Raw genomic sequence first — 20717 nt, 5'->3', positions numbered from 1 at the left:
ACCTAAAAGGCCAAAAATTAAAGCCTAGGTGTAACTAAAATTAAAACAAAGGGGTTGATAAACAATGAAAAATATTTTGATTAAAGGCATGGTTGCTTCTGCAGTGTTAACAGCGTTAACGGGTTGTGGTGCTGAAGACAGTATTGCTCCAGTGGTTGAACCAATACCAGTGACATGTGAAACAGCAACGTCATGTACTAAATTTACTATTTTACATACTAATGATAACCATGGTCGTTTCTGGCAGAGTGAGTATGGTGAATACGGCATGGCGGCGCGTAAGACGCTTATTGATTCAATCCGTGATGAATTAAAAGCTCAAGGACAAGAAGTACTTCTATTATCAGGCGGTGATATCAATACTGGTGTTCCAGAGTCTGATATGCAAGATGCAGTACCAGATTTCCTTGGTATGAACTTAATTGGTTATGATGCCATGGCTGTGGGTAATCATGAATTCGATAACGACCTTGATGTAGTCGAAATGCAACGTAAACTTGCTGACTTCCCATTTTTAGCCGCCAACATTTACGATAATGTTTCCGGTAAACGTTATTTTGACGCTTATAAAGTATTCAATATTGGTGGCGTCCGTGTCGCTGTTGTTGGTTTAACTACAGAAGATACAATGAAAATCGGTAATGCCGAGTTCATCAAAGGACTTACCTTTACAGATCCAAAAGAAGAAATTAAGAAAGTAATTAAAGACATTAAAGATACAAACGTTGCGGATCTTATTATCGCGACTACTCATATGGGTCATTATGCAGACGGCGCGAGTGGTAGTAATGCTCCTGGTGATGTTGCTTTAGCTCGTAGCCTACCAGCGGGTGATTTAGCTGCGGTTATCGGTGGTCATTCACAAAATCCAGTCTGTATGGAACCTGGCACAAATGCATACGCTGAGTTCAATCGTGGTGATGCTTGTATTCCAGATCAACAAAATGGTACTTACATCATGCAAGCTCATGAATGGGGCAAGTACGTTGGCCGTGCTGATTTTGAATATTTTGATGGTAAGTTAAACTTAGCCAGTTACAAGCTAATACCTGTGAACTTAATGGTACTGAACAAATATGGTACTCCAGAGACTTTTGACAGTAATGACAAAAAATCAACAAGACTAATTCCAGGTACGACTGCAATTGAAGAAAACGCAGGTGTTCTAGAAGTTCTTAGACCATATCAGGAAAAAGGCCAAGCACTTTTAGATGTTAAAATTGGTGAGACTGATGGTGAGCTTATTGGTATTAAAGCAACCGTTCGTTATGAGCAAACTAACTTGGGTCGTTTACTGGCAAGAGCTCAAAGCAAGTATAAGTTAGTGGACGCTGACTTTGGTATCATGAACTCAGGTGGTGTACGTGCATCTATCGCCGCTGGTGATATTGCATATCGCGACGTGTTAACTGTACAGCCTTTTGGTAACATGGTTGCTTATGCAACAATGAAAGGTGAAGCGTTAACAACTTATATGAGTCAAGTTGCTACGTTCACTGCTGGCGCAGGTGCTTATGCTCAGTTAGATGGTATTAAAATGACCGTTGATTGTGATGCGAAAACAGCCACAATCAATGAAATTGACGGTAAAGTATTTGATCCAGCTAAAGAGTATAAGTTCTCGATTTCAAGCTTCTTAGCCGCTGGTGGCGATGGATATCCTGCCATTGCTGCAACTTCTATTGAAATTGCTGATGCATTAGTGCTTCGTGACTTCATCGAAACTCAAGGGACTATTAACGTAGCTGATTTTAACCCTGTCGCTGGTGATATTGATTATCAGTCTGCTGGCGTGTCTGTTAAAGCTTGTCCTGCGGTACCAAAATCATAATTACTCGATTATCGATATAAAAGCTATTTAGGCTTCATGCCGTTCGCTTAGGTGAGCGGCATTTTTATTTAATTGCGTTCTTGCCTTGAAAAGCAGTTTTCAATCCTTATATCTAATGGTGTAGTGAGAAAGTAGATGAAATGCTCGTTTGAGATTTCAACGCCTCACACAGTACAGTGCCTTCGGGGCTGTGATTTTCTAAGCCACATTAATTAAGACTGTGGTTTTACTTTTAAATATTGCTTTAGACAAGGATATGAACATGAGAAACTTTAATTTATCTGCTGATTTAACCCCACTTTACCGTAGCGCTATCGGCTTTGACCGCTTAGCCCAACTCGCCGAACACGCCGCGGCTAATAATGGTAATTCAGGCTACCCACCTTATAATATTGAGCTATTAAGTGAAAATCGTTATCGGATCACTATGGCAGTCGCTGGTTTTTCAATGACAGAGCTTGATATCATCAGCGAAGGTGAAAAACTAGTGGTGAAGGGCATTAAAGACCAAGCTAAAGCGGCTGAAGATAAACGTCAGTATTTGCATCAAGGGATAGCAGAGCGTGGTTTCGAGCGTTCATTTCAATTGGCCGATCATGTGCATGTTATCGGCGCCGAGCTTGAAAATGGATTGCTTAATATTGACCTAGTACGTGAAATTCCTGAGGCGTTAAAAGCCCGTAAAATAGAGATTAAAGGCTCACGCCTTATTGAGTAATGCGTATTATTAACTAACAGTCTCCCCTCATTATTATTGACTGTTATTTATCTACCGTTTTTTACCTATAGTGGTCATCATTTCAGCCCTGTCTTAGTGCAGGGCGGTTTTGTTTCAGTCAGCGCAGTACTAAGACACTAAAAAAATTCATTCAAACTAAGATAATCCCAGCCTTTCTCCTATAAGCCTTTGTCGAGTAAGACTGGACCCACGCCATCAGTAGCAAGCGCATCTTCTGGATTATATAAAGGGCAACTTGCCATACTTAAGCAGCCGCAGCCTATGCAAGCTTCTAATGAATCACTTAAATCTTGCATATAAGCGATACGCTGCTCAAGCTTTGCCTTCCATGCTTTAGACAGTTGTGACCAGTCATCAATATTGGGGGTACGTTTGTTTGGCAAGCTTTCAAAAGCGAGCTTAATTTCCTCAAGGCTAATCCCCATTTTCTGGGCTGCCTTAATGACAGAAATACGCCTTAACATGTCACGCTTGTAACGGCGCTGATTGCCTTGATTTCTAAGGCTAAAGATTAAGCCTTTGGCTTCATAAAAGTGCAAAGTTGATACTTTTACTCCGCAGCGCTTGGCCACTTGTCCCACACTTAATTCTGTCTCACTTACCATCTTAAATCCTTTAGTGGTTAATCTTCTGAGCGCCGAACATCAGGTGAGATAGTGCTCACTCATACAATAAACACACTTTAGTCAAAAAAACACTTTACCTCAAGTTAGCTTGAGGTTTTATGCTGTCAGCATTGAAAATATAAGGAGAGATAAAGATGCGTTTAGAACATGTGAATTTAGTCGTCAGAGACATTGAAGAAACCTTAACATTTTACCGTGCCGCATTTCCCCATTGGCAAGTTAGGGGCGGTGGTGAAGGTAATTGGTTTGGTAAACCAAGAAACTGGGTTCACTTTGGTGATGAATATAATTACCTGACCTTTAATGATTCGGGAGTTGGAGAGAGCCGAGACTTAAAGAGTGTAGTATTAGGGTTAAGCCATTTTGCTTTTGTCACTGATGATCTCGATGGGGTTATTCGTCGCCTCATTGCCGCAGGTTTTGACATCGCCATAGATGGCGGTAATTCACCACACAGAAAAAATATTTACTTCCTCGATCCCAACGGCTTTGAAGTGGAGTTTGTGCAGTATTTGTCAGATATTCCTAGTGAACGAAACTTATATGATTAATGCTGAGATTTGCAATCTAATGAACTGAAAAATAGGGAGCCTTGCGGCTCCCTTGTTGTTGAGTTCGGAATTTAATTAACGGCTAAGCGCGCATGGATTTCTCGCCGCGAGCAAGTCCTACCACCCCTGAGCGGGACACTTCGATGATCTTAGTGACCTCACACAAGGCGCGGATAAAGGCATCAATCTTCTCGCTGGTACCCGCCATCTGTATGGTGTAAAGATTAGCGGTGACATCAACAATTTGACCACGAAATATGTCCGCAGTGCGTTTGACTTCCTCTCTAAGCTCGCCTTGGGCTTTGACCTTTACCAATGCCAGCTCACGTTCAATATGTGCAGCCTCAGTGATATTGGCAACCTTTAGAATATCAATAAGCTTATGCAGCTGCTTTTCAATTTGCTCAAGCACATGTTGATCGGCTATCACAGTAATGTTGAGCCGTGACAGACTGTGATCTTCAGTAGGGGCGACGGTTAAGCTTTCAATGTTGTAGCCACGCTGTGAAAATAGGCCGACCACACGGGAGAGGGCACCGGGCTGGTTTTCTAATAGTACTGATATAATTCGGCGCATTAGCTTCTCTCCGTTTTGCTTAACCACATTTCATTCATTGCTCCGCCCTTAATGTGCATAGGATAGACGTGCTCAGTTTCATCCACACTGATGTCGACAAAGACTAATTTATCTTTCATGGCGAGGGCTTTAGCAAGCTCAGCTTCAAGCTTGTTTGGATCGCTAATTGTCATGCCCACATGGCCGTAAGCTTCGGCAATTTTGGCAAAATTAGGCACCGAATCCATGTAAGAATGGGAATGGCGCCCAGAATAAATCATGTCTTGCCATTGCTTTACCATGCCTAAAAATCGGTTATTCAAATTAATGATTTTAACTGGGGTATCGTATTGCAGCGCAGTCGACAATTCCTGAATATTCATCTGAATTGAACCATCACCAGTCACACAAATCACGGTTTCATCTGGCATGGCCATCTTGACCCCCATGGCGGCGGGAAGGCCGAACCCCATGGTGCCTAAACCGCCAGAATTTATCCAACGTCTGGGTTTATCGAAAGGGTAATAGAGGGCTGCAAACATTTGATGCTGGCCCACATCTGAGGTGACATAGGCATCACCATTGGTTAATTTATACAAGGTTTCAATCACTTGCTGAGGCTTAATCCGACCGCTATTTTTATCATAGGCGAGACTGTCTTTGGCGCGCCAATGGGTAATTTCATCCCACCATTCACCGATGGCCTGCTTATCTTGACTATCTTGTGTGTGTTCCAGTAATGCCAGCATGCTGTCTAATATTTGATCCGCCGAACCCACGATGGGGATATCCACCCTGATGGTTTTGGAAATGGAAGCGGGATCGATATCTATGTGCAAAATAGTGGCGTTAGGACAATATTTCTCCACATTGTTGGTGGTTCTATCATCGAAGCGCACCCCAATACCAAAAATTAAATCACAATTGTGCATCGCCATATTGGCTTCATAACGGCCGTGCATGCCCAGCATACCGACATTGTGCTTGTGAGTGCCGGGGAAGGCACCTAAACCCATTAAGGTGTTAACCACAGGGATATTTAATTGTTCTGACAGGGCTAAAATTTGTTTATCACAGCCGGAAATCACTGCGCCGCCGCCCACATATAACACAGGTTTTTTAGCTTGAATTAATGCTTGTAAGCCGCGTTTAATCTGGCCTTTATGGCCGACAGTGGTGGGGTTGTATGAGCGCATGCTCACCGACTCTGGGTAGCTATATTCGTGCAACGTTTGTGGGTTTAGGCAATCTTTGGGTAAATCAACCACCACAGGCCCAGGTCTGCCAGTGCTGGCGATATAAAAAGCTTTTTTGATGGTTTCAGGGATTTTTGCAGGATCAGTGACTAAAAAGCTGTGTTTTACCACAGGGCGTGAAATCCCTATCATGTCACATTCTTGGAAGGCATCATTGCCAATTAAATTACTGGGGACTTGACCTGATAACACCACAAGAGGGATAGAGTCCATGTACGCAGTAGCAATACCTGTTATGGCATTGGTGGCACCAGGCCCTGATGTCACTAATACGACACCAACTTTACCCGTAGCCCTAGCATAGCCATCAGCCATATGCACCGCGGCTTGTTCGTGACGCACCAAAATATGCTCAACCCCTGCAATCTCATGCAAGGCATCATAAATATCAAGGACAGAACCGCCGGGATAGCCAAAGATGTGTTGGACACCTTCGTCAATAAGAGAGCGCACTATCATGCTAGCGCCAGATAACATTTCCATAGAAAAGACCTCATAGTTACCGTTATGGTAAACAGTACTTTGTAAACAACGACGGTAATCGTTATAAAATTCAAGTTTGAAGGGTAATTCAAACTCATTGAGTGCCATTAACAGCAATAACATCGCTGTGACTTATTGGCAAATAAGTTGGCATCTGCTTGAGAGAGCAGAGTTTCATCATAATCAGATAAATATTGTTTTCAAGGGTTTTGTTATTAAAATGCTGCAAAGTGAGTAAAATTCACGGTTCTATTGTTAACAAACTCCCTTGTGCAACATGGGATGTCTTATTATGAACATTTTACTTCGTTCGTTTCTAAAGGTTGCTAGCACTTATTTGATGAGTATAACCAGAGAATATGGACCATTAAGGAGGACTCACATGCTGCAGGGACTGTTGCATATCGCAAAGATAAAGTCCCCATAACGGCATCAGAAATTACAGCGTTGGTTGATAATTTGGAACTTGTTAACGGTATAGCAGAGTCAAGTGAAGGTTTTATTTGGCTTTTAAAAAGCTGAAACTGGTAATGCAACCAGTATTAGCGCTTTTTCAGGCCTCACTATATAGTCAATATATCTGTTTGGGATTCAGCAGATGCACTTAAACACTGTATGTTCAGGATCCATGAGCGCGACTTTATGAGATGAAAAGTGAATAGTTTCATCCTATCTCTTAAGATAGCTATATACAGTGGTGAATACCTGTTGGTGATACTCCAACAGTGGAAGAAGCGATAAACACATTAGTTTTTCTGAGGGGAAATGGTGATACTGCCCAGCATTTAACTCTAAAGTAATTTCAGTGCTTCAGAGTTTTTGGCAATACACTCGGCCTAGTGATTATTGTGCTCCTTAAGCCAAGATAAACTGATTTCCACTTAGATTATTGAATTCTATGGTTATTGGGTTTTGAATCGTGGTGCTCGATTGATAAGGCTTTGATAGCCTTGGCAAAGCCCTACGAGCATAACTGATGCAAGCATTAAGGCGGAGAAGGGGATTGCTGTGCCGTCGTAAAACACTGCAAGTAACGGCCCTGCTAGGGCACCAAATCCAAAACGCAAGGTGCCATTGACTGCTGTTGCTGTGCCGGTTTCTTGCTTGAATTTCATCAAGATGATGGCATCGGCATTAACTGACATTATCCCAAGACTACCCATTAAAGGGATAAGCGCCAGCACAGTATAGTGATAGCTCAGCGACCATAAGTTCACTATTAATAAGGCGCTGGCAAATAAGCACGCCAACAGAGTGGCAACGTGTAGCATGCGCTTAGAGCCAAAACGGGTGACGATGCGTGAGTTAACCACATTCGCTAACATCAATGCGCCGACATTGGTGCCAAATAAGATGGCGAATAAGGATTTGTCTAATGAAAACACTTCCATATAGATGAATGGCGATGCGGTGAGGTAGCAGAAAAAAGCAAATGATGTCAGTACACCGCTGGCAAGATTTAGCTTCACGCCTTGGCGGGTGAATACCGTAATATAGCCGCCGAGTACGGTTTTTTGACTGCGAGTGGTTTTATCTTTATCGCTAGGCATTTTCAGGGTGAAAATCACTAGGAATATAAGCGCTAAGGCATAGGCGAATTGGAATAAAAAAATCAGGTGCCAATTGCCAACTTCTAAAATTAAGCTGCCAAGACTGGGGGCGATAAGCGGCGCTAACATCATAATTAAGCTGACATAAGACATGCCCTTAGCGGTGTTCTCACCATAGACTTCTTTGATATACCCAGGAATAACCACAGTAGCAGCAGCACCAATAAAGGCTTGCAGAAATCTAAGCCCAAGAAAAACTTCGATGGACTGAGACATTGAAATCGCTAGGCTAATCAAGGCAAAGCCAATTAATCCCACTAACACTAACGGCCGGCGACCAATCTTGTCTGCAATGGGGCCGAAGGTCAGCATCCCAAGTGCATAACCTGCAAGGTAGAGACTTAATGACTGCTGTACTAAGGTGATGTCGGTTGAAAAGTCACTGCTAATGACTGACATCGCTGGCAAATACATGTCGATTGCCAGCGGGGTGATAGCCGCCATAGCGGCTAACATGGGGATCAGCAGGGCAAGGTTTGGGAATTTAGTTGGTGTTGAGAGTGCTGGCTGATCCACGAGTATTCCTATAGCAATCAAGATAATGTGTAGTGTTAGTCGTCTATTTTATGCGTAACTGTTAGCTAAACAGGGATTATTTCAGCTCAGAAAGTTGCTGTCTCTTATTGCTTCTCATTGACAACTACTAAGCCCAGGCTGTAGACCGCAAATAATTGGGCACGAGAGCTGGCTATAATAACATGGTTATCGGCAATATAAGTCATGATAAATGTGCTAAAGTATTCGCCAGCAGAGATTGCCTAATTCATTCATATTACACTATTATTGCCACTTTCCATGGCCCATAGTTTTCGCAGCGTTGTTGAGGTTATTTTGCTCCAGAGCCGTATTTTTGAGTTTATGCCGGGACTCGTCCCCTTATCCAAATATGAACGTCATTGGTTAAAAGATGATGTGCGCGCCGCCTTGTCTGTGGCCGCCGTGGCGCTGCCGGTGGCGATTGCCTATGCCCAGCTGACAGGGGTAAATGCCGCGGTTGGTTTGTATTCATGTGTGTTGCCTATGCTTATCTATGCACTTTTTGGTACCTCTAAGCAATTGATAGTGGGGCCTGATGCGGCAACCTGTGCGGTGATAGCCGCCGTGGTAACGCCACTCGCCGCAGGAGATGCGCTAAAGCACTGGCAGTTGGTGATGACCATGACAGTGATGACGGGGTTTTGGTGTCTTATTGCCAGTCGATTTAAATTAGGGGTGTTAGCAGATTTTCTCTCTAAACCTATTTTGATGGGGCTACTTAACGGGGTGGCGATTACTATTATTGTCGGCCAGTTTTCAAAAATATTCGGTTTTGATTTTGATGAAAAATACCTATTGGAAAGGCTAGGTGGCGTACCAACATACCTTGCCAAAACCCATATTCCCACCTTATTAATGGCGATACTCACTGTGATTGTGTATTTCGCCATGAAGCGGTTTCGTCCAGCTTGGCCATCATCTATGTTTGCCATTGCCGCAGGCGCGCTATTAGTGTGGGTTTTTAATCTAGGCCAGTTTGACATCAAAACTATCGGCAGCGTAGCGGGTGGCTTACCGTCATTTCAAGCCCCAGTGTTTGATATTGGTATTGCCCGTGAATTGGTGATGCCAGCACTTAACTTAGCCATGGTGAGCTTTGTGAGCATGATGCTTACGGCGCGAAGCTTTGCTGCAAAAAATGGCTATGACATAGATGCGGACAAAGAATTCAGGGCCTTAGGCTTTGCCAATATCGCCTCAGCGTTATCCCAGGGCTTTGCGGTAAGTGGCGCTGATTCTCGCACCGCTGTGAACGATGCAAATGGCGGTAAAACTCAGTTAGTGTCTATCATTGCGGCCTGCATTATTGCCGTAGTAGCCATATTTTTAACCGCGCCGCTTGAGTTTATTCCAAGCGCGGCATTGGGGGTGGTATTGGTTATCGCATCAATTCATCTTATTGATTTAAAAGCTATCTTTAAATTAAGGCTAAGAGACAGACCGGCCTTTTTCCTTGCCTTGACCACTTTATTTGCGGTGCTCTTTATTGGGGTTATTCCAGGGATTACCTTAGCGGTATTATTGGGATTGTTCCAATTTTTGCAAACGGTAATGCGTCCAACAGATCAAGTGTTGGGGTTAGACAGCAAAGGGGTTATCCGCAGCATAGATGGGGATGAAAAAGCCAAGGCTATTGCTGGAGTGTTTATTTACCGTTTCAACTCGCCTTTGACCTATTTTAACGCCACTTACTTTAAGCGCCGCTTGCTTGAGCGTTACGTGCGAGAGTCAGACAATGCCGACTGCATTATCATAGATACAGTGCCGTGTTTTACCCATTTGGACTTAAGTGTGATGGCCATGCTTGCCGACCTTGAAGTGCTGTTTAAAAAGCGTGGTGTGCGGCTTATTTTGGCTGGACGAAAACGCCAGATGATCGGTTGGTTCCAACAAACAGAAATGAAATACGGTGATGGCGGCATTGTGATTCGCTCAGACCTGTATTTGGCTATCAAACTTAATCAGCATTACAAAGCCGCGCTTGCCGAGGGCAGTGCTGCAATGATCCAGAAGCAAGAAGATGATAAAGACAAGGTGTTAGCCCATAGCCAGCTTTAATACCTATAGAGTAATGGAATAGCTTGGAGTGATAGTGTTTGCCTTGTGGGGGATAGTTACCTAAAATCCGCCCAATATTGGGGATTGATTTATCCTCCTGCGCGCCTGAGCTTACAAACTTTAGCTTGCTAACTTGAGTCGACTCACTTTTAGTTACCGACTTCAGTTGAGGAACGTAAGTTTTAGAGCTTAAGTTTTGAAGTTAGGCGCCGTCATTTTGGAAATGGCTTATATGGTTCCACCCCTCAGTGAAGCAATGCTCGATGTGGTTGCAGATGCATTAGTGGATAAGGGCTATGTGCTCTTGTCGGATATTATTCCTCAAGAGGTCAGCCTAGCGTTATTGGCGAAGATGCGCGCCGCCGCAATTTGGGAGTTTGAGCCTGCGGCTATCGGCCGTGGAATAGATCAACAAATTGATACTAAGATCCGTGCCGACAAGATAAGCTGGCTCGATAAAAAGGATGCCGTAGATAATGATTACCTTCAATTGATGGAGCAACTCCGTGAAGGCTTAAATCGCCGTTTATTTATGGGGTTGTTTGATTATGAAAGTCATTATGCGGTTTATGAGTCAGGGGCATTTTACCGTAAACACGTGGATGCCCTTAAAGGTAGTCAAAATCGTATTTTGACTACAGTGTTTTTTTTAAACCCTCATTGGCAGACCGATCATGGCGGGGAACTTATCATTTATGATGAAGATGATAGCCAACTTGAAACCGTGCCACCGCGCATGGGCACTATGGCGATTTTTATGAGTGAGCGTTTTCCCCATGAAGTACGTGAATCTTTTGCTACGCGCATTAGTATTGCCGGTTGGTTTAGAGTGAGTCATGCCACCCATGGTTTCTAGTGTTGCTTTTACCCATAGTATTATTTAAAAGATAGGAAGGTTATGATTAAAAACACTTTTTCAGCCCTAGGATTATTCGCATTATTAGGGGTACAAGTCTGCGCAGCGCAAGACAAAGCTGAGGCGGCTTTCAGTGGCGAACTTATTCAGTGCGCGGCTTATTATCAAATTAGTTCAGCAGCCATAGCAGCCATGAATGCCCCGCAAATGCAGGCCGTTGGTGAGCGCTTGGCAAGTTCATCTGTGGAAGCGCTGGCGGTTGCAAAGCAATATTCAAGCGAAGCGGAAGTGATGGCACAACTTGAGGCCACTAAAGCGGAGCAACTTAGCAGCATGGCGAACGCCAGTGATTTGGCCGCATTGATGGGGCAATATAAAGACAAGTGTAAAACACTGGTGGCAGAGCCGCAGAAGCGTCTCGATTATTGGCATATGGCGACCATGTAATACCAATACTTTAGCGTTTACACTGAGTCTGCGTGCTTTCTTGAGATAGGCATTTGAACCAGCGCTGCGAATACGCGGCGCTGGCTGATCCGCTCTTACTTACCGGGCTCTGATAACCTTCTTTTACTGCACTTTGCCTCATTTTTTGAACAGCTTGCGCTCAGTTCGCTTCCCTCTGATAACCTAGGCCTTACTGGCATCCAAATTAACCAGCACTTGTGCACTATGCTGCTGTTTAATGGTCATTTTACTGTCCAATAAAAACACCCTTGCTGGGTTAACTTTACCTTTTTCAACTAAGTAACTTTTCACGGCTTCTGAGCGCGCTAGTGCTAACTGGCTGAGTGCTTGGCTATCAATTTTTTGCTGCTTTTTAGCTAAGTTGTACAGGGCGATATGCCAATGGGTACGAATTTCATCGCTGTTAAGTTCAGGTTTCTCATGGAGTAAGGCCTTTTTGACGGCATCAGGTTCAAGCTTAAGCTCAGAGGTGAGATAACTCATTAATGCATCCAGTAATGGTCCATCGGTTGGAAACTGGCTGGCGCTGAGGCTTGTAGGCAATTCATTGATTGCAAGTCCTGCAATACGGGCCAACTGCTGATGTAACATAGCTTCAGCAAGGGCTTGTCTGTCATTGGCTTGATCTATACTGCCGCGCAATTCAATGGTGAGTAATGGCCTATCATTCAATGCTTTGGCGAGCTTACGTAAACTGCGACGCTCGTCTTTATTAATATCAAAGGTGCCATAATCGAAACTGATAATGTCCAGCTCATCTTCATTTGCGCCAATGAGGTTTGCCAATAAGGTGAAGGGTGACGTCACTGCTTTAGTGATTAAATTGCCCATGGCGGCAAAAATGATACTGCCAAAACTGAAGCTTGGTGAATTCACGTCACCTGTGACTTCAAGTCCTAAGTCTATGACGCCATGCCTGTCTTGCAATAATGCGATGGCTAAGGTGATGGGCAGACTAGTGGCAAGTTTGGAATTACTGGGCTTACCGAGTTTTAGCTGCTCGATCACCAAATGATTTTTGCCTTGTAACTGATTATTTTTAAGCTGGTAATTAAGATCCAGTGACAATTTCCCTTTATCAACATAATAGCCAGCGTAGGTGCCCGAATAGGGGTTCACTGAGGTTAATTCAACTTGTTTAAATGATAGGTCGATATCTAAAAATGGCTTGTCTACAAAAGGATTAACAGCTCCCTTTAATACCACAGGGGCATATTTATCGATTTTACCATTAAGCAAAATCGTGGCGCGGCTGTCAGTTTTGGTTGAGAGATTAATAATTTCGCCTGTCAGTTCTTCTATACCTGAGCTGAAGCTGGGATTTAACGAGTTATCGGCAAAAAATGCCGAGCTTTTGTCAAAGGCTATACGTTTGATTTCAAAGCTCAGAGGCTTGGTTTTAGTGCCGGAGGTGGCGCCAGTATGTATATTGGCCTCAATGCGGTTTTCAAGCTTATCTAAAGTCGTGAGCACAGCTTCTTTACTGACGTTTTTAACGGTATTGCTGCCTTTAACATTGACTGTGGTTGCGACAGTTTCATTTGTGGGCTGGTGCTTAATTAATTGACTGATATTAGTACGTTTATCTTCAGCAATAATCAACCTTGCGAACAATGCATCGAAGCTAATATCTGCTATTTCAAGCTGATTGTCCCCAGAATTAAACTTGATCCCCCTTACCGCCATGGTTTGCCAATTGATCAAGGGCTGATTGATAAGGTTATCTTTGATGGCAAGGGATGCAAGTTGTGCCTGACCTTGGTAGTCGATAATCCCTTGTTTAGTAACCTTAAGCTGACCTTGAGTGCCAAAAGTGCCATCTTCTATGGTGAGATCAATAAAAGGGGCCACATAAGGTTGCAGCCTAACCAACTTAAGGTTGGAGAGGGCAATCTGACTGTCTAGGCTAGGAGCATTAAGATTAAGCTGCCCTTGAGATTCAAATACACTGCCATCATTGATCGTCATTGAAACTTGATAATCGAGGGGCTGACTAAGTCCTGTATCAATGGCAGAGCTTGTGATCGCGATATCACTAAATTGCCATAGCGTGGCCGTTTCACTTACCGACATCTCGGTTAAGTTCACTTGATAATCTTTTAGTTGGCTACTCTTGAGGGTGACACTCCATTGAGGCTCACTCGATGTGGCATTTGATGCTGTGTTTACTGATGTCGCTACTGGGGTTTTGGTATTTTCCTCTGCACTTGTCTGAGCACTTGTTTCTAGGTTTATTTTGCCACTTTCCTCTGAAGTTATTTCGGCGCTGGTCTCGGCAATTTGAATGTCAGAAGTATGCTCATCGGTAAGGTTTTGCTGAGCCGATGCTGTGTTGGCTTGGGCGCCGATAGGGCTAAATAGTTCGACTAAATCTATGCCTTGTTTGCTGTGGCTTAGGGCTAAGATTGCCGAGTGTGAGCGCAGGGCGGTAATAGAAACAGCGCGAGTCTGGCTAGATGCTTGAATATCATCGAGTACTAATGCATTTAAGGACAGAATAGCTTGCTGGTTGCGCTTATCACGGATTTTTATTTCCGCAAGGCTAAACGATCCCTTGTCCAAGTGCCATTGCGGTGCAGCCTTCTCTGGGACACTGACGGCATACTGTCCTTTGAAGTTCAATTTACCTTGCTCAAGTGTGACGTTAAACAGTGTATCAACAGCTTGCCAATATTGAGGGAGCGGCAACTCATGAATGTTAAGCTCACCTTGTAATTTAAGTGGCATGAGTTGGAATACACCTTGAGTACTGAGCTCACTGTTGGCGGCACCTTTTATATGAACGCGAAAGCGATTGGCGGGCTCAGTTTCAGCATTTTTTTCTAACATACGGCTACTGTCGACATTCTCTAACTGGAAGCTAATGTCTGCATAATTGAGTGCTAATCCAGTGGTGGTATCGTTAAATGACAGATTGCCTTCGGTAAGAGAGAGGATTTTGATGGCAAAATTGATGGCCGGCGCATGATTGTCTTGATCAACTGGCGCTGTATTAAGTGCGGCTTGCTGCTTGAGTCGCTGCAATATATCACTGATATTGAATGTTTCAGCCTTACTGTCGGGTTCTAAATGACGTGCAAAATTAACCATTGGACGTTTGATTTGTACTGAAGTAAGACGAATATCGCCGTGCTTGATGGAGTCCCAAAAAGCCAAGTCAGCCCTTAAGCTGTGCAGACTAAAAAAATCAGATTTAGTATCGACTTCTTTAATCTTAATTTCTGATAAGGTTAATGAAAGCTCAAACGGGTCGATGGCGATATCAGCGATGTGCACTTCTCTGCCTAATTGTTCGCCAAGCCAGCTGGGTAAATGTTTATGGGCGAAAAAAGGCAATGCCAAGCCTAACGCGCCTATCGAGGCAGCATAAGCGATAATGCTAAACATGCTGATGTTAACGAGGCGGTTATTACGCCATTTAAGACGTGGTAGTGGGGTCGAAGATGAGTTCATGATGAAGACCTGAAAAGAATGCTGAGGAAAGTATAATTGACGTCAATATTTGAGTGACATAAGCGAGGGTTATTTTACTTTAATTCAGCATAAGATCCTCAAATAGATGAATTATTTTTTGCATTTTGTTAATGAATAGTTAATATATGAGTACTTAAGTCTTCGTTATTCGTCTTCTTAAGCGCGTTTGGGTAGATGTTCAACTCGCTTGAGTCGTGCTTAAGCTGCATCAACTAAGTACAAGCGCGCTAAACGGTGAAAAACCTAGCATCATAGTTAATGACTCAATACACGCTTCAGGGATGGAATATGCAAATACGTTTAGCTTCGGGTTCGGATATCGAGCAGCTTACAGGCTTGTTTGATTTATATCGGCAGAGCCTAGGTCAACCTTCAGAAAGCTATAAGTGTCGGCAGTTTGTTAGTGCGCGATTAAGCGAAAGCGATACCATGATTTTTATCGCCAGCCACAATATACAAGCACTGGGTTTTATTCAGCTTTATCCTTCTCACTCTTCAGTGTCACTTAAACCTATTTGGTATTTTGATGATGCCTTTGTGGTTGAGCTTTATCGCGGTACAGGGATTGCGAAAGAGCTCATCGCCAAAGCCAAAGAGCTTGCGGACAGTGCCGATGTGTTGCTCATAAAGCGCACCTTAATCGACCACAATGTTCAGGGGAAACCCCTAGCCCAAGATGCACAACCACGCACAGAGGAGGCGAGTCATTCTCAGGACAGCGTCGAAGCTACCCCCCCTGTGTACATGTATCACCAGACGCTCTAGACAACCCCATCAAGCTATGTTCTTTCTCGCTAGCTAGCCAAGCATGGTGCCTTATTGGTAAGATGCCGCCAATTAACAGGCTAAGGCAGTCAGAGTGAGGATCGCACGGTGAGCAAAAACGAAGTGGATAGCAATGCGGTAAATAATAGTGCAATTAAAAAAACATTAGTCAACAAAGCGTCAGTGAACAAAAGTGTCATAACTAACCTTTTGGCGGCCGCTTTAGTCTTAGTCGGTTATTTTGGCGAGTTACCTATAGTGTTAACCATAGGTTTATTTGCCTTATCGGGGGCGATTACTAATTGGTTAGCGGTGCACATGTTGTTTGAAAAAGTTCCTGGGCTTTATGGCTCTGGGGTTGTGCCACTGAGATTTGAAGAGTTTAAAGCAGGCATTAAGCACTTGATGATGAGCCAGTTTTTTACCCAAGACAATATCGATCGTTTTTTGACCAGCAAGAGCTCGCAAGCCATTGATTTAAAGCCAGTAATAGAGAAGGTGGATTTAGCGCCGTCATTTGATGCCTTAGTGAGCACTGTGGCGCAATCATCACTTGGCGGTATGTTAGCTATGCTTGGTGGTACTGAGGCACTCATGCCCCTTAAAGAGCCGTTTATCGAGAAAATGAAGCAGTCTTTAGTTGAGTTATCTCAAAGTGAAGAATTTAACAGCATTCTTATTAATGAATTAGAGCAGCCCAAAGTCATGGCTGATATGCGCGCTAAGGTTGCTGATATTGTCGAGCAGCGACTTAATGAACTGACTCCTGTCATGGTTAAGGACATTATTGAAGAAATGATAAAGACTCACCTTGGATGGCTGGTGGTGTGGGGCGGTGTGTTTGGCGGCATGATAGGCGCGCTGGCTGCACTCATTAATTGATGTGCAGTTAATTGATGTGCAGTTAATTGATGTGTTGTGGGTGGAAAAACATTGTTCATGACTGAACATCACACTTGTTAAAGGGAGCAAATCGCTCCCTTTTTTATTGCTTATGCTTTATTAAGAATCATTGCCAATTGCGCTTGTTGCTTGGCTAAAAATGAGCCAGTATCAGAGTCGTTAAAGTGTAAAAATCATAAATGGAGCCAAACATGAGCCAGCATCACAACATCAATTACCTCGAAATTCCCACCCAAGACCTTGCTGCTAGCAAAGCTTTTTTTAAGCGTGTTTTTGACTGGCAGTTTCAAGACTATGGCCCAGAATACAGCTGCTTTTTAAATGTCGGAATAAACGGCGGGTTTTATTTGAGTGAGCAAGGCTTCAGCGTAAAACAGGGCTGTCCGCTTATTGTCCTTTATAGTCAAGCTTTAGCCCAGACTCAGGCCAAAGTATTAGCGGCTGGGGGGACCTTGATTAAAGATATATTCACTTTCCCTGGTGGGCGCCGGTTTCATTTTAGTGACCCAAGTGGTAATGAATATGCCGTCTGGTCAGAGTGATCTATCCCCTTGTGTGCGCCAATGTTGCTTAGATGCACAAGATGTTTGTCTTGGTTGTCACCGCACCTTGGATGACATCCTTAATTGGCATCGTTTAAGTGATACAGAAAAAAAGCAGCGTATGCACGCATTGACACTTATCCATGGGCCATCAGCCAATTCCTTCATAACGACTCAAAAAAATGGGCAATAAAATGATTAACTTGAAGAATATACTCAGACTATTTCTAATAGTATATTTCAAGCAAGTCAGTTCATGGTCGACTAATCTAGTATTAACTTATTCGAGTATTGCGTAATTGCTCATGACAAACACGACTCAGCTTACTTAATTAGTAGGAAAGCCCATGCCACATGATGTCCATCACAAACTTATGCAATTTATTGAGATCAGTAAAGATGGCTATTTGATTTTTGATGAGCTTGACCGTATATCATTTATTAATCAAACATTTGCGAGCATTATTGGTTTTGATGTCAATACTGCCCTTGGGATGACTTTTGAGCAACTTATTCGTCACAATACGGCCACCAAAACAGGCTGGCATGTTGAGAGTGATGATTTAGAGGCTTGGATTGCTGATGCGCAAATAAAAAGACACACAGAAGAGTTTAGGCTGCTGGAAGTTGATAGCTGGGATGGCCGTTGGTTTTTATTGTCAGAGCAAAGTTTACCCACCAATGAATTGCTAGTGCATGCCAAAGAAATTACCGAGCAAAAAGCCTTAGAAGCCAAATTACTGACCACTCAAGAAAAACTTCGGGAATTAGCCTTAACCGATGAGTTAACCGGAATTGCCAATCGTCGTAGCTTTGTGGATTCAGTGAAGGTAGAGCTTAACAGGCAAGATCGGCAACATACTCCAGCGGCATTACTTATATTAGACATGGATTTTTTTAAACGGGTGAATGACACTTATGGTCACCAAGCAGGAGATGAAGTGCTGCAGCAGGTTGCAAGGCTTATTGGCAAGCAGCTTAGGCCCTATGATATTTTTGGCCGTATTGGCGGTGAAGAATTTGCGATTTTTCTCGCTGACACGGATAAAGAGCTAGCATACCTTATCGCAGAGCGGCTAAGGATCAGCATTTATAACACCCCAATCAGATTTGCCAGCATGACTTTAAGCGTCAGTGCGTCTATTGGGCTTTGTGAGCATCTTGTTGGTAGCGGTTTTCAAAATATGTATGAAAAGGCAGACATTGCCCTCTATCAAGCCAAAAAGCTTGGCCGAAACCAAGTTTGTATTGCGGTGGCTTAAGCTTCTAGATAACTGCAATAGGCTAGCTATTGACGTATAAATTGGCCTTGTTATCAGCGCAAAGTTCAAGTTTGAATGTAAGGTATTGAATTTAGACTGTATCAAGGCTATTTATTCATCTCTTAACCCGAGTTGAGGTTAGATAAGAAATCCCATTAAGCTTTACTACTAAATTAGTTTACTAAGGCTAAGATTACCGACTGCAATGGCGCAAGCTTAAGCTGTATGTTGGCGCCTAAATCTGGCTCTGGGTTAAATATCAGAGAGTAGTCATGTTCAAGAGCGGGCTTTAGCAAGTCTCTAAGCTGTAAATCGGCGTTATTATCCCCCTCAAGTCTTGCCGTTCCCCACGCCGTTAATAGGCTTTTAGGGACGGTTAAGGATAAGGTTTTTCCGTGCACACGATCAAAATTACTGACGATAATTAGTTGCTGCACCTTATTGAAGCGACTAAAAGCGAACAGCTTATCATCCCCTGTGGCAAGCGGCATATAATCCCCAGTAAATGCTGGGGCAGTACGACTTAGGGTCAACAGTTTTTGATAATAGGTACGCAATTTTTTTTCTTGCGTGCTGGATTGCCCACCATCAAACTTGCCGCCATTCATCCATCTTTGATGGGCGGGTACTCCGACATAATCGAAAATACTGGTGCGTGTTGGCGCGCCAAAGCCAGGGGATTGTGTAGCGGCCTCACCGACGTCTTGAGCGAAATATATTAAGGTTGGCGAGCGGCTTATGGTGGCTGATATCACCATAGCGGGCAGGGCAGCTTCTGGGCTGCCGGCAAAGTCTGCACTTGGGATGCGCTGCTCATCATGGTTTTCTAAAAAGTGCAGCATATGATCGGCAAACGGGGCGACAAGTGCTTGAGTGGTGGCAATCTGTGTGGTGCTTTTCTCACCGCGAATAACCGCTTTTAAGGTGTCGTAAAGGCCGACTTTATCGTACAGGTAATCCATTTTGCCAAGCTGGATATAATCTTCATAAAGGCTAGGGTTATACACTTCTGCCAATAAAAATGCGTCAGGGTTTGTGTGCTTGATATGGCTATTTAAATAACTCCAAAATTCAAGCGGTACCATTTCGGCCATGTCATAGCGAAAGCCATCGACGCCTTTTGTCTGCCAGTATTGGGCAATATGGGTGAATTTTTTCCATGAATCTGGAATCGTATCCACAGCTTGCGCTTGCCAAAACGCTAAATGCTCGGCGGTGTTTTTTTGTTTAAAGTGAGTTGGCAGAGCTGGGAAGTCATGGCTGCCATCGGGGCGCACGCCGTAATTAATCTTAACGGTTTCATACCAATCGTTTTTATCAGGTTTTGCTAGGCGTGAGCCATTGCCAGTCCACTTTGCCGGTGACTCATGAAATTTACCGTCACTCAATGGATGAGCCTCGCCGCCAAGGGGGAACATTGTGACATCAGGTACGCTAAAATTCTCATCTTGGACATAGTAAAAGTTATTGTGCCTAGCGTAACTGAGGCGAGTATTATCATTTTCACCAAAGTGTCTAGCTGCACTATATGATGAGTGATAGCCTCTGGCCACATGGTTTGGCACTATGTCTATGATGACTTTCATGCCTTGGGCGTGGGTACGTTCAATCAGGGCTTCAAATTCGGCTAAACGGTGTGCGGGATTGTCAGCAAGATCTGGATTCACATTGTAATAATCTTTGATGGCATAGGGCGAGCCCGCGCGCCCCTTGACCACATCAGGGTCGTCATGACTTATGCCAATCTGGCTGTAATCTTGAATAAGTGCATGGTGAGGCACGCCAGTAAACCAAATGTGAGTGACGCCTAAGGATTTAATATCTTTAAGGGCAAGCTCGGTAAAATCACTGAATTTACCCACGCCATTGTCACTGATCGTGCCCCATGGCTTGTTATTGGTATTGGTGTTGCCATAGAGACGGGTAAATACCTGATAGACCACCGCTTTATGGGGGATGTTTGTTACCCGTTGCGATGCCGAGCTCACTTGATCATTGGCGTAAACTTGAGTGATGCAGCTAAGGAACACGGCGTTTAATAGTAACGTTTTTATTGGGAAAGATAAGGTTTTTATCATACAAGTCACATTATTGATTGTTAAGTGTAAATCTATATCTTGGTGTGATAAAAAAGCCTGCTCCTAGAAGAGCAGGCTTTGGCTTATCGCAATTTATACGGTTAATTTGATCAGTGTATTAA

General features: G+C 43.6%; 17 protein-coding genes. 11 read left to right on the top strand and 6 right to left on the bottom strand.

Annotation, left to right across the window (positions count from 1 at the left end; all coding sequences use genetic code 11):
- The first annotated feature begins 64 nt into the window (after nt 1-64).
- Nucleotides 65-1831: a bifunctional UDP-sugar hydrolase/5'-nucleotidase UshA gene (ushA, locus tag H5073_RS01355; protein ID WP_182676300.1), complete on the top strand. Its 1767-nt coding sequence runs from the start codon at nt 65-67 to the stop codon at nt 1829-1831.
- A gap of 262 nt (nt 1832-2093) precedes the next feature.
- Nucleotides 2094-2549, top strand: a complete 456-nt coding sequence (locus H5073_RS01350) for an Hsp20 family protein (RefSeq protein WP_182676299.1) — start codon at nt 2094-2096, stop codon at nt 2547-2549.
- A 179-nt stretch (nt 2550-2728) separates the two neighbouring features.
- Here the strand turns inward: H5073_RS01350 and soxR are convergent, their stop codons facing one another.
- Nucleotides 2729-3175, bottom strand: coding sequence for a redox-sensitive transcriptional activator SoxR (gene soxR, locus H5073_RS01345; RefSeq protein WP_182676298.1), 447 nt, complete (start codon nt 3173-3175; stop codon nt 2729-2731).
- A gap of 155 nt (nt 3176-3330) precedes the next feature.
- On the opposite strand from soxR, the gene H5073_RS01340 reads away from it, so the two are divergent.
- Entirely contained in the window at nt 3331-3747 is a 417-nt protein-coding gene (locus H5073_RS01340; protein WP_182676297.1) for a VOC family protein, read from the top strand.
- Nucleotides 3748-3829: 82 nt separating this feature from the next.
- On the opposite strand, the gene ilvN is transcribed toward H5073_RS01340, so the two are convergent.
- From ilvN to H5073_RS01325, 3 genes are all read right to left on the bottom strand, one after another.
- Nucleotides 3830-4324: an acetolactate synthase small subunit gene (gene ilvN, locus H5073_RS01335; protein WP_182676296.1), complete on the bottom strand. Its 495-nt coding sequence runs from the start codon at nt 4322-4324 to the stop codon at nt 3830-3832.
- Nucleotides 4324-6042 (bottom strand): acetolactate synthase 3 large subunit, encoded by a 1719-nt coding sequence (locus H5073_RS01330; RefSeq protein ID WP_182676352.1) that lies wholly within the window; start codon nt 6040-6042, stop codon nt 4324-4326. Before H5073_RS01330 ends, ilvN begins: the two co-directional genes overlap by 1 nt.
- Nucleotides 6043-6944: 902 nt before the next feature.
- A complete protein-coding gene (locus H5073_RS01325; RefSeq protein ID WP_259394778.1) occupies nt 6945-8108 on the bottom strand; it encodes a multidrug effflux MFS transporter in 1164 nt (387 codons plus the stop codon).
- A gap of 339 nt (nt 8109-8447) precedes the next feature.
- On the opposite strand from H5073_RS01325, the gene H5073_RS01320 reads away from it, so the two are divergent.
- From H5073_RS01320 to H5073_RS01310, 3 genes are all read left to right on the top strand, one after another.
- The gene (locus H5073_RS01320; protein ID WP_259394769.1) at nt 8448-10247 is read left to right on the top strand and encodes a SulP family inorganic anion transporter; all 1800 of its coding nucleotides are present in this window, start codon (nt 8448-8450) and stop codon (nt 10245-10247) included.
- Between the two features lie 232 nt (nt 10248-10479).
- Nucleotides 10480-11103 (top strand): 2OG-Fe(II) oxygenase, encoded by a 624-nt coding sequence (locus H5073_RS01315; protein WP_182676294.1) that lies wholly within the window; start codon nt 10480-10482, stop codon nt 11101-11103.
- A gap of 42 nt (nt 11104-11145) precedes the next feature.
- Nucleotides 11146-11550, top strand: coding sequence for a hypothetical protein (locus H5073_RS01310; protein WP_182676293.1), 405 nt, complete (start codon nt 11146-11148; stop codon nt 11548-11550).
- Between the two features lie 183 nt (nt 11551-11733).
- Here H5073_RS01310 and H5073_RS01305 read toward each other — a convergent pair whose 3' ends face one another.
- Entirely contained in the window at nt 11734-15024 is a 3291-nt protein-coding gene (locus tag H5073_RS01305) for a DUF748 domain-containing protein (protein WP_182676292.1), read from the bottom strand.
- Nucleotides 15025-15333: 309 nt separating this feature from the next.
- Here H5073_RS01305 and H5073_RS01300 point away from each other — a divergent pair, with 309 nt between their 5' ends.
- From H5073_RS01300 to H5073_RS01280, 5 genes are all read left to right on the top strand, one after another.
- Nucleotides 15334-15810 (top strand): GNAT family N-acetyltransferase, encoded by a 477-nt coding sequence (locus tag H5073_RS01300; protein ID WP_182676291.1) that lies wholly within the window; start codon nt 15334-15336, stop codon nt 15808-15810.
- Nucleotides 15811-15993: 183 nt separating this feature from the next.
- Entirely contained in the window at nt 15994-16692 is a 699-nt protein-coding gene (locus tag H5073_RS01295; protein WP_182676350.1) for a DUF445 domain-containing protein, read from the top strand.
- A 212-nt stretch (nt 16693-16904) separates the two neighbouring features.
- Nucleotides 16905-17255: a VOC family protein gene (locus H5073_RS01290; RefSeq protein ID WP_182676290.1), complete on the top strand. Its 351-nt coding sequence runs from the start codon at nt 16905-16907 to the stop codon at nt 17253-17255.
- Entirely contained in the window at nt 17230-17448 is a 219-nt protein-coding gene (locus tag H5073_RS01285; RefSeq protein ID WP_182676289.1) for a DUF1289 domain-containing protein, read from the top strand. The genes H5073_RS01290 and H5073_RS01285 overlap by 26 nt, the downstream gene beginning before the upstream one ends.
- Nucleotides 17449-17602: 154 nt before the next feature.
- Nucleotides 17603-18517, top strand: a complete 915-nt coding sequence (locus H5073_RS01280; protein WP_182676288.1) for a sensor domain-containing diguanylate cyclase — start codon at nt 17603-17605, stop codon at nt 18515-18517.
- Between the two features lie 173 nt (nt 18518-18690).
- Here H5073_RS01280 and H5073_RS01275 read toward each other — a convergent pair whose 3' ends face one another.
- On the bottom strand, nt 18691-20595 hold the full coding sequence (locus H5073_RS01275; protein WP_182676287.1) for an alpha-amylase family protein: 1905 nt from the start codon (nt 20593-20595) through the stop codon (nt 18691-18693).
- Nucleotides 20596-20717: the final 122 nt, after the last annotated feature.

Origin of the sequence: Shewanella sp. SR44-3 (assembly GCF_014163735.1) — a bacterium.
Lineage (GTDB): Bacteria > Pseudomonadota > Gammaproteobacteria > Enterobacterales > Shewanellaceae > Shewanella.
This window is presented reverse-complemented; position numbering and strand designations above follow the sequence as displayed.